The following is an 8530-nucleotide window of genomic DNA, read 5'->3' as shown; positions in this document are numbered from 1 at the left end:
GCACTCTACGGCGCGATGGGTGTGCGATACGGGAGCGAGTTCACTTCCTGGCAGATGGCGCTGCCGTTGGTGATCACCGGTGCGGGGTTCGGGATGGTGGTGGCGCCGACGCTGGACCTGCTGCTCGGTCAAGTGCCGGTACGGGAGGCGGGGTCGGCTTCCGGACTGCTGAACACGGGACAGCAGTTGGGAACCGCGCTGGGCGTCGCGTTGGTCGGCGTGCTGTTCTTCACCGCGCTGGACCGGGATTCCGATCTCGGGGTGGCCGCAGTGACGCCCGAGATCCGGGCCGAGCTGGCCCTCGAGGGAATGCCGGTACAGCTCCAGGATCAGATCGTGGCCGGGTTCGCGGCATGCGTGCACGACCGGTCGGCGGAAGAGGACCCGGTCGTGACACCTCCTAGTTGTCAGTCGAATCCTGTTGGCGACGCGGCAGTTTCGCGCGCACTCGCGGAAGCGGGCACCGAGGCCAACGCGGTGAACTTCGCTCAGACATTCCGGTACACGCTGTTCTACGGCGCCGGGATGCTGCTGCTGGTGTGTCTCGGATTCTTCGCACTGCCGAAGGAGGCAAAGCTGGAACAGCGCGTGCTCGATGATGAGCCGGAAATCGTCACAGTATGAAACATGAAGGGTGGAAGCACATGTACACAGTTGATCTGCTGACCGTCGGGCGCGGGCGCGAAGTTGTCGATGCCGCGCTCGGCTATGTGGGCGGGCTCGGATATCGCGTCCTCGGGTCGACCACCGACGAGGAGGCGCTCGCGATCCTCGAGCGTGAGCAAGTTCGCCTGCTGGTGATCGGAGGTGGGGTGGAAGCCGAGTCCCGGAAGGAATTGACGGCTGCGGCTCAGGAGCACGGCGCCACCGTGATCCAGGCGCAGCGGGCCGGGCGCGGGATCGAGCAGTACCTCGCGGAGGAGGTAGTGCCGGCACTGGGTGAGTGATCAGCGCTCGTTGCCCCGATTATTCGGGGCAACGATAGGGCTGCGAACAGTCTTGCCGGACACTAGTTTCGGAAGCATGCGTGCATCGATGGGCAAGGTTCAGTGGAAGCGGGCGTTCGGCGGGGTGGCCGTGATCGCCGCCCTGACCGGCGGGGGGATGGTCGCCTCCGCCGGGAGCGCCGTGGCCGACAGCGGCGTCGCCGTGGCCGATGACGGGTGCACGTTCTCGTCGGTCGGGGGATCGTGCAGTGACCCGGGGCCGGTGGGGAACGCGTTGATCGCGATTCGGGAGTTCGCGAAGAGCCTGGGGTACGGGACCGGAAGCTCCTCAGGAACCGCCTACTTCCTCTGACCGGCTAGGTGGTCCGCGACTGAGGGAGCTCGGCCAGAATTCCCTCGGCGCTGCGGGCCGCGGCGCGGCAGGCAGTGGCGGTCGATCGGTCGGCCAGCGGGTGGGCCGCTCGGGCACGCCAGGTGCGGACGGCGGAGAACGCCGTGGCACGCAACGAATTCGAGTCGGCCTCCGCGGGCAGTCCGAGGCGTAGATGCGCCGCCACGCCGGCGCCGCCCAGCATGCGGTACAGGTCGGCGAGTACCGGTGGCGGCAACGGCAATTCGTCGGTGCGCAGGCGCCCGAGCAGCCGGAGTTCGGTGAAACCGTGCACATCGGCGAGCCGAGCTCGCACGCGCGGCCGCAGGCGATCGGCTTCGGTACCGGGGTAGGCGGCCAGGATCCGGTCCAGCGTGCTCAGCGCCGAATGCGCCTTCAATTCCTCAGCGCGCTGGCCGAATTGGACCTCCAAGACCGAGCGCAGTTCCTCGATGCCGCTGCGAGCCGCCAATTCCGCCGCCAGCGCGGAAGAATCGCGGGCGCCGAGCCGAATCAGCATGGTGGCCATGCGAATTCCGAACAGGCCGAAGCGATCGACCAGCTGCGCACGCAGTTGCGGATCGACCGGCAGCGCGACATCGGCGCGAGCGAATCGGTCCGCCGAGAGCAACGCGATCCCGAGATCCTCCGCGGGCACCGTGGACAGCGCCTCGAACGCCGCGAACTCCGGCTGTCGCAGGGTCGCCGCGGCGAACGCGAGCAGCCCGGCCACCGGAATCACCGCCTGGCACAAGCCGGTTCGCTCCAGCTCGTCGGCGAACCGGGCGGCGACATCGCGGGCCGAATGCAGCGCGTCGATACGACCGGAGCCGATCTCATCGGCGCGCGACACCACCCCGATCACACCGAGCGGCCCCGCACCACCGGCGCCCGCACCGATCTGCTCGAGAAAACGCACGTCGGCGGCATCGAGACGGCGCAACAGATAGACAACGGCGTCGGCGCCGGACACCGACAGCGGCGCGGCCCGCGAATCATCCTCGACATCGGCGGGAGTGAGCAGTCGCGCGGTGCGCAGCGACACCTCACGCGACAGCGACGACGTGCCAGGGGTGTCGATGATCGTGGTCTGCGACAACGCGGCCGACGGCCACCCGACCTCGAGATGGTCCATCGCCCGGGGGCCGCGCGCATCCCAGCTCAGACCGTTCAGGTCGAAGGTCAGTCCGTGCGCGCCGCTGCCGCGCCGCACGATCACATTCGCGCGCGAGCCGTCGACCGCGTGCGCGGTGACCGTGGGGGTAGCGGCGTCGCGGTACCAGGTGACGACGCGGGTGCACTCGGTGGCGTCGGTCGGGGCGACGGCCTGGCCCACCAGCGCGTTCAGCAACGTCGACTTGCCCGCCTTGATCGAACCGGCCAGCGCGACCCGCAGCGGCTCACGCAAGCGGTATTCGCAGTCGGCCAGCAGCGCGCGCACGTACTCGTCGCGGCCGAACGCCCGCGCCGCCGCGCCGATCAGCTCGTGCGCTTCGGCCAGGATCCTCGGTGTGGTCCGGTCGCCGGGCGCGGCGGTGTCGAAACGGTGGGTCACCCAGATACCGTACCGTCGGCCCGTCTCAGTTCGATCTGCATCGATTCCGCGTAGCGGCGCAACTCGGCCACCGCGTGCAGTTGGCGTTCCAGCACGACGGTGCGCTCGGCGCGGTGTGTGGCGGCCATCGCCGCCGCCTCCTGTGCGGCCCGCAGGGAAGCGTCGATCGACCGAAGGCTGCGCTCGGCCACCCCGGCGAAGTGGTCGCGCAGCGCACGGTGGATGCGGTGCAGCCGGTCCTTGGTGTCCTTGGCTGCCTGGAACGCCACGTCGTCGAGGAACCGGCGCACCTCACCGTTGGCCTCGACGCGGCGGCGCGCCAGCCGGGCCGACTTGTCGTCGCGATAGGCCTTGCCGCCCACGATCAGGCCCGCGCCGAGCGAGATCGGGTTCAGCATGGCCAGGCCGGCGAAGGTCGTGGCGAGCCCGATCATCAGCACGCCGCCGTAGGAGCCGCGCATACCGACCAGCACCTTGCTCCTGAAGCCGATATCCGGCTCGAGATCGGCCAGGGAACCCGAACTGGCCAGGCCGCTCTCGTCGTCCATCCCGGAGTGCACCTCCGGCAGATCGACCGCGCCGACCTCGGCGAAATGGCCCGCGATCCGTTCGGCGAGCAGCTCGGCTCGGCGGTGGGTCAGCAGAAGGTTGTCGCCGAGGGCGGTATCGACGGAGCCGGTCAGCCATTCCGTGATCGCGCCCCAATGCCTGCCCGGGTCGTTCTCGTCGATCCACTCCTGGCCCGTGCGGGCGATACCGCGCAGACGATCGCGCAGGTCGTGATCGACGTCGCCCACGAGGTCGGTGATGCCGTCGGTGAGGGTCTGCTGCCAGCTCGCGGTGCGCCGCTGCAACTCCTCGGCGGCCGCCCGCGCCGACTGCAACTCGTTGACCGCCGCCGCGCCACCGGCCGGATCGCGCAGCGCCACCAGCTCGCTGCCCAGCGCCAGCGCCAGATGCTCTGCGGTCGAATGCAATTCACGAGCCACAGCCTGCCGCGTGACCGCCTGATCACGGGCGACGACCCGATCGCGCAGGAAACCGAACAGCACGCCGAAACCGGACTCCAGGCCCAGCTGCGCGTCCTGCAAGCGCAGGGCGTGTGCACGCAGCAGCGCCGATACCGGGATCAGGGCGACATCGGTTTCCGCGCGCGTCAGATGGGCTCGGTCGGCCTCCAGCACCTGCCGCCAGTGCGGGTAGAGGTCGGTCTTGGTGAGCAGAACGGCGACCGCGGGACACATTTCGCGGATCTGCCGGACGAAGGTGAGTGCGGGTTCGGTGAGCTCGGTCGAGGCATCCGAGAGCACAAGCACGGCGTCGGCGGCCGCAGCCAGGCTGAGCACGCCCGCGGTGCCGGCACTTCCGTGGCCGCCGACGCCAGGGGTGTCGATCAGGACGATGCCGTCGGCCAGCAGCTGACTGGGCAGCTCGGCTTCGATCCGCACGACCTGTCTACCCTGCGCCAGTGGCGTGCGGGTATCGACGGTTCCGATCTCGTCGAACGGGATCTCCACCCGCGATTCGTCGGTACCCGGCGCGGTGAGCACCAGGTACGCCCGCTGCTGCGCGCCGTAGGACAGTTGCAGGGGCAACACGGTGGTCGCGTCGTCGCCGACCCGGCACACATCCAACCCGAGCAGTGCGTTCACGAACCTGCTCTTGCCCTGACCGAGCTGACCGGTGACGACGATCCGGTGCCGCGGGTCGCGCACCCGCACGGCCACCTTCTCCAGACGCCCGACCAGGTCGTCACGGCCCGCGGCGTGGGCCGCCGCGACGGTGTCGGACAACACCGTCGTCAGCGGCACCACGTTCGGTGCGAGAACAGTCATCCCTTCGCCCGTTTCGCTCAGTGGAACAGTCCGTCGGTGTGCACGTCGGCACCGGTGTCGGTGACGGTGCTCGATTCACCGAACAGCGAGGTCTCGGCACCACCGAGGCTGGAACCGTGCAGGCCCGAACCGAATGCGCTCGATACGTCGACGCCGGACCAGGTGTCGGCCGCGGTGGTAACCGCGCCATGAGTGGTGCCGGAAGCGTCGATCTGGGTGGTCGAGGTCGACGTGGTCTGGCCGGAGAGGCCGCCGGCCGCGGCGGTGCCGCCCTGCGCCGCGCCGTCGACGGCGGAGGTGAAGCCGCCGGTCACCTGGGTGCCACCGGTGATCGTGCCCGACAGTCCCGCATCGCCGAGTCCGCCGAGGCCGGTCTCGAGACCGGTTCCCGTTTCGGCGCCGCCGATCGCGGAACCTGTCAGGCCGGTCTCCACGGCACCGGTCAACCCGGTCTGGGCACCGCCGACGGCGGAACCCGCGAGGCCGGCGCCTGCGTCGGCCACACCGTTGAGGCCCGCGTGGGCGCCACCGGCCAGATCGACTGCGCCGTTCACTCCTGCCTGCGCACCCGAGGCGAGCGAACCGGTCACGTCGGTGCCGACAGTCGTCGCGGTCTCGAGGCCGCCGTGCAGACCCGTGGTCAGCCCGATGCCCGACGTGGTGGACAGCGCTGATTCCACTCCGGTCGTGATCTGTCCGGAGCCGCCGCCGGTGAGCAGTTCGTCGACCCCGAACCCTGCCCCACCCGTGAAGCCACCGGTCAGATCCGTACCCGCCGACACTGCGCCGCCCAACCCGGTTTCGAGACCGGTGCCCAGGTCCGCGCCCGCGCCGACCACGCCGTCGAGACCAGTGATCGCCGACGTGGTGGCGGCCGCGCCCAGCCCGCCGGCGGCCTGCGCCCCCACGTTGGCTGCGGCACCGAGCCCACCGGCAGTCTGCGCGCCCGCATTGGCTGCGGCACCGAGACCACCGCCGACGCCGGCACCGAGTCCTCCCGCGGCGGTGGTCGCACCGCTCAGACCGGCATCGAGACCACCGCCGAGACCAGCGGCGACATCGACCGCACCATCCAAGTCGGCGGCGATATCGCCGCCCACGGCCAACGCCCCGCCGAGACCAGCGCCCGCACCGACCGCACTCGACAACGCGCCACCCAGACCGGCACCGGCCGCACCGGTCAGCTCGCCACCGAGACCGACTCCGGTACCCACTGCGCCGTCTAGACCAGCGGCGAGATCCGCGCCTGCGCCTGCCGCACCCGTGAGCGCACCGCCCAGACCCACACCCGCACCGGCGGCACCGCCCAGCGCAGCATCCAGCCCGGTCTCGAGTTCGGCCCCCGCACCGACCGCGCCCGTGAGCGCCTCACCGAGACCAGCACCCGCGCCGACCGAGCCGGCCAGGCTGCCGCCAAGACCTGCGGCAAGGTCGGTCCCCGCGCCGACCGAGCCGGCCAGGCTGCCCCCGAGACCCGCGGCAAGGCCCGTCCCGGCGCCCACCGCACCCGACAGGGCACCGTCGAGACCGGCACCGATTCCACCGGACAACGTGGTGTCGAGACCCGCACCGGCACCGGCCGCGCCGTTCAGCGCACCACCGAGATCAGCAGCCAAGTCACCACCAACACCAGCCGCGCCCGTGAGCGCCCCACCGAGACCAGCACCCGCGCCGACCGAGCCGGCCAGGCTGCCCCCGAGACCCGCGGCAAGGTCGGTCCCCGCGCCGACCGCACCCGACAGGGCACCGTCGAGACCATCGGACAGCGTGGTGTCGAGACCCGCACCGAGATCCGCGCCGGCACCAACCGCGCCGTTCAGCGCACCACCCAGACCAGCAGCCAGGTCACCACCAACACCAGCCGCGCCCGTGAGCGCCCCACCGAGACCAGCACCCGCACCGACCGAGCCTGCCAGGCTGCCCCCGAGACCCGCGGCAAGGTCGGTCCCCGCGCCGACCGCACCCGACAGGGCACCGTCGAGACCGGCACCGATTCCACCGGACAACGTGGTGTCGAGACCCGCACCGAGATCCGCGCCGGCACCGGCCGCGCCGTTCAGCGCTCCACCGAGACCAGCGGCAAGATCACCACCAATACCCACCGCACCGTTCAGCGCACCGCCAAGACCAGCGGCAAGATCACCACCGACACCCACCGCACCGTTCACAGCACCACCCAGACCAGCAGCCAAGTCACCACCAACACCGGCCGCACCGTTCAGCGCACCACCCAGACCAGCGGCAAGATCACCACCAACACCTACCGCACCGTTCAGCGCTCCGCCGAGGTTCGCGCCGAGGTCGAGGGCGCTGTCGATCGCGCCGTTCAGGCCGAGGCCCGCGCCGAGGGCGCCGGTCACACCGGCGGCCAGGTCGGCGCCGAGGCCGGCGTTCACATCGACGTTCGCGCCGGTGACGGCGTCGAGTGCCACATCGAGGCCGGCGCCTACCTGGGCGGCGGCGCCGGCGACGACCGAGGCCACAGCACCGAGGCCGGCGTCGAGACCGAGGTCGAGTTCGGCATCGGCCGCCGCGGCCGCGGTGACGGCGGCGGCAGCGGTGGCTGTTCCTGCCAGGGCCGCGCTCGTGCTCGCCGCGGCGCCGGCGGCTACGATCGCCTGCAACTGGGAGCCGCCGCTGACCAGCGCGGATTCCGCCACCATGGGGGCGACGGCGGAAATGTCCTCCGGGGTCACCACGAGGCCTGCCTCAGCCAGCGCGAGGCACGGGTTGGCGCAGTAGCCTGCCGCGGCCTCGGGGTCGCGCAGCAGATTGAGGATGAACTCCAGAATCGCGTTCGGTGTCATCGAGATCAGCTCCTCCAGATCATGGGCGGTGACGCCGGATCTGTTTGTCGTTGGAATGTCTTTCACGCTAGGTGGGCCCGTCGTTACAGGTAACGGGGCGAATACCTAGTCCCGCCGGGCGTACCCCATTAGGGGCCGACCACCGATTAGGGGAATTTCCCCGTACTTGCCCCATCGCAGGTAACAGCTGTCCCCTAGCAACCGACAGATCGAGTGGGACGCTGCCATCGGCGATCTCGCTGTACACAAGCGTTTACCGGCCCACCGGAAGTCCTGCGAACGGGGTTGTCCAAATGACAGAGCGTCTGGCGCTCGGCATCACTGTCGGAGCGGCGAATTCGGCCGCCGCGGCCACGACAGCCGACGGGACCGGTGCCACCGTTCGCACCCATCGCAGCGCACTGATGCTCGGCGCCGACGGATCGGTGAGCTTCGCCGACACCACGCGCCACCATCGCGGGGTTGTCGTCGACGACTACGTGTCCAGGGTCGGCGATCCGGTGGATCTGCTGGCCGAGGACGGTTCCACCCACGACGCAGCCGATTTGGTCGCCGCCGCGACCCGTGCGCTGATCGCCGAACTCTCCGGTGTCGCCACCGAGGTGCCCACCACCGTCGCGTGCTACCCGGCATGGTGGCCGGAGCACACCGTCGAGGCCGCCAGGTCCGCGCTGGCCCGCGCCGGCCTGCCCGAAGTGACGCTGGTGCCCGAGCCGCTGGCCGCGGTGCGCCGATACGAGATCGAGCACGGACAGCTCGAAGACGGCGCGCTGGTCGTGTACGACCTCGGCGCGAGCGGTTCGACCGTGTCGGTCCTGCGCACCGGCGAACAGGCCGGACTGCTCGGCACCCCGGTGCACAGCACCGCGATCGCCGGTTCCGAATTCGATCTACTGACCATGCGCTACGTGCTGGCAAATGTTCTGAACGGAAACGACATAGATCCATTCGATCCCGTTGTCGAAGAAGAATTGTCGGCATTGCGAGAACGCTGCAGAATTGCGAAAGAAGAACTC

At 70.2% G+C, this 8530-nt stretch carries 6 protein-coding genes and 1 pseudogene; 4 read left to right on the top strand and 3 right to left on the bottom strand.

Features of this window, described 5'->3' with window-relative positions; genetic code table 11:
• The 3 genes and pseudogenes from ACFWF3_RS14970 to ACFWF3_RS14960 all read left to right on the top strand — a co-directional run.
• Nucleotides 1-624, top strand: a pseudogene (locus ACFWF3_RS14970) (MFS transporter); the annotation flags it as partial.
• Nucleotides 625-644: 20 nt separating this feature from the next.
• Nucleotides 645-947, top strand: coding sequence for a hypothetical protein (locus tag ACFWF3_RS14965; RefSeq protein WP_379314113.1), 303 nt, complete (start codon nucleotides 645-647; stop codon nucleotides 945-947).
• A gap of 76 nt (nucleotides 948-1023) precedes the next feature.
• Nucleotides 1024-1299, top strand: a complete 276-nt coding sequence (locus ACFWF3_RS14960) for a hypothetical protein (RefSeq protein ID WP_378995824.1) — start codon at nucleotides 1024-1026, stop codon at nucleotides 1297-1299.
• A 4-nt stretch (nucleotides 1300-1303) separates the two neighbouring features.
• Here ACFWF3_RS14960 and ACFWF3_RS14955 read toward each other — a convergent pair whose 3' ends face one another.
• From ACFWF3_RS14955 to ACFWF3_RS14945, 3 genes are read right to left on the bottom strand one after another with little or no spacing between them, the layout of a single operon-like run.
• Nucleotides 1304-2872, bottom strand: a complete 1569-nt coding sequence (locus ACFWF3_RS14955; protein WP_379314112.1) for a dynamin family protein — start codon at nucleotides 2870-2872, stop codon at nucleotides 1304-1306.
• A complete protein-coding gene (locus tag ACFWF3_RS14950) occupies nucleotides 2869-4707 on the bottom strand; it encodes a dynamin family protein (protein ID WP_379314111.1) in 1839 nt (612 codons plus the stop codon). Before ACFWF3_RS14950 ends, ACFWF3_RS14955 begins: the two co-directional genes overlap by 4 nt.
• 17 nt (nucleotides 4708-4724) lie before the next feature.
• A complete protein-coding gene (locus ACFWF3_RS14945) occupies nucleotides 4725-7514 on the bottom strand; it encodes an IniB N-terminal domain-containing protein (RefSeq protein WP_379314110.1) in 2790 nt (929 codons plus the stop codon).
• Between the two features lie 293 nt (nucleotides 7515-7807).
• Between ACFWF3_RS14945 and ACFWF3_RS14940 the strand changes: the two genes are divergently transcribed.
• Nucleotides 7808-8530, top strand: a 723-nt coding sequence (locus ACFWF3_RS14940) for an Hsp70 family protein (protein WP_379314109.1), incomplete at its 3' end; no start/stop codon positions are given.

Source organism: Nocardia sp. NPDC060220 (genome assembly GCF_042727815.1).
Classification (GTDB): domain Bacteria; phylum Actinomycetota; class Actinomycetes; order Mycobacteriales; family Mycobacteriaceae; genus Nocardia.
Note: the sequence above shows the minus strand (reverse complement) of the source record. Positions and strands in the feature narration are given on the sequence as shown.

Bases quoted from the DNA above. Each gene is read 5' to 3' on its own strand.
- ACFWF3_RS14945 (WP_379314110.1), bottom strand. From the start codon at position 7,514: ATGACACCGAACGCGATTCTGGAGTTCATCCTCAATCTGCTGCGCGAC.
- ACFWF3_RS14950 (WP_379314111.1), bottom strand. From the start codon at position 4,707: ATGACTGTTCTCGCACCGAACGTGGTGCCGCTGACGACGGTGTTGTCC.
- ACFWF3_RS14965 (WP_379314113.1), top strand. From the start codon at position 645: ATGTACACAGTTGATCTGCTGACCGTCGGGCGCGGGCGCGAAGTTGTC.
- ACFWF3_RS14960 (WP_378995824.1), top strand. From the start codon at position 1,024: ATGCGTGCATCGATGGGCAAGGTTCAGTGGAAGCGGGCGTTCGGCGGG.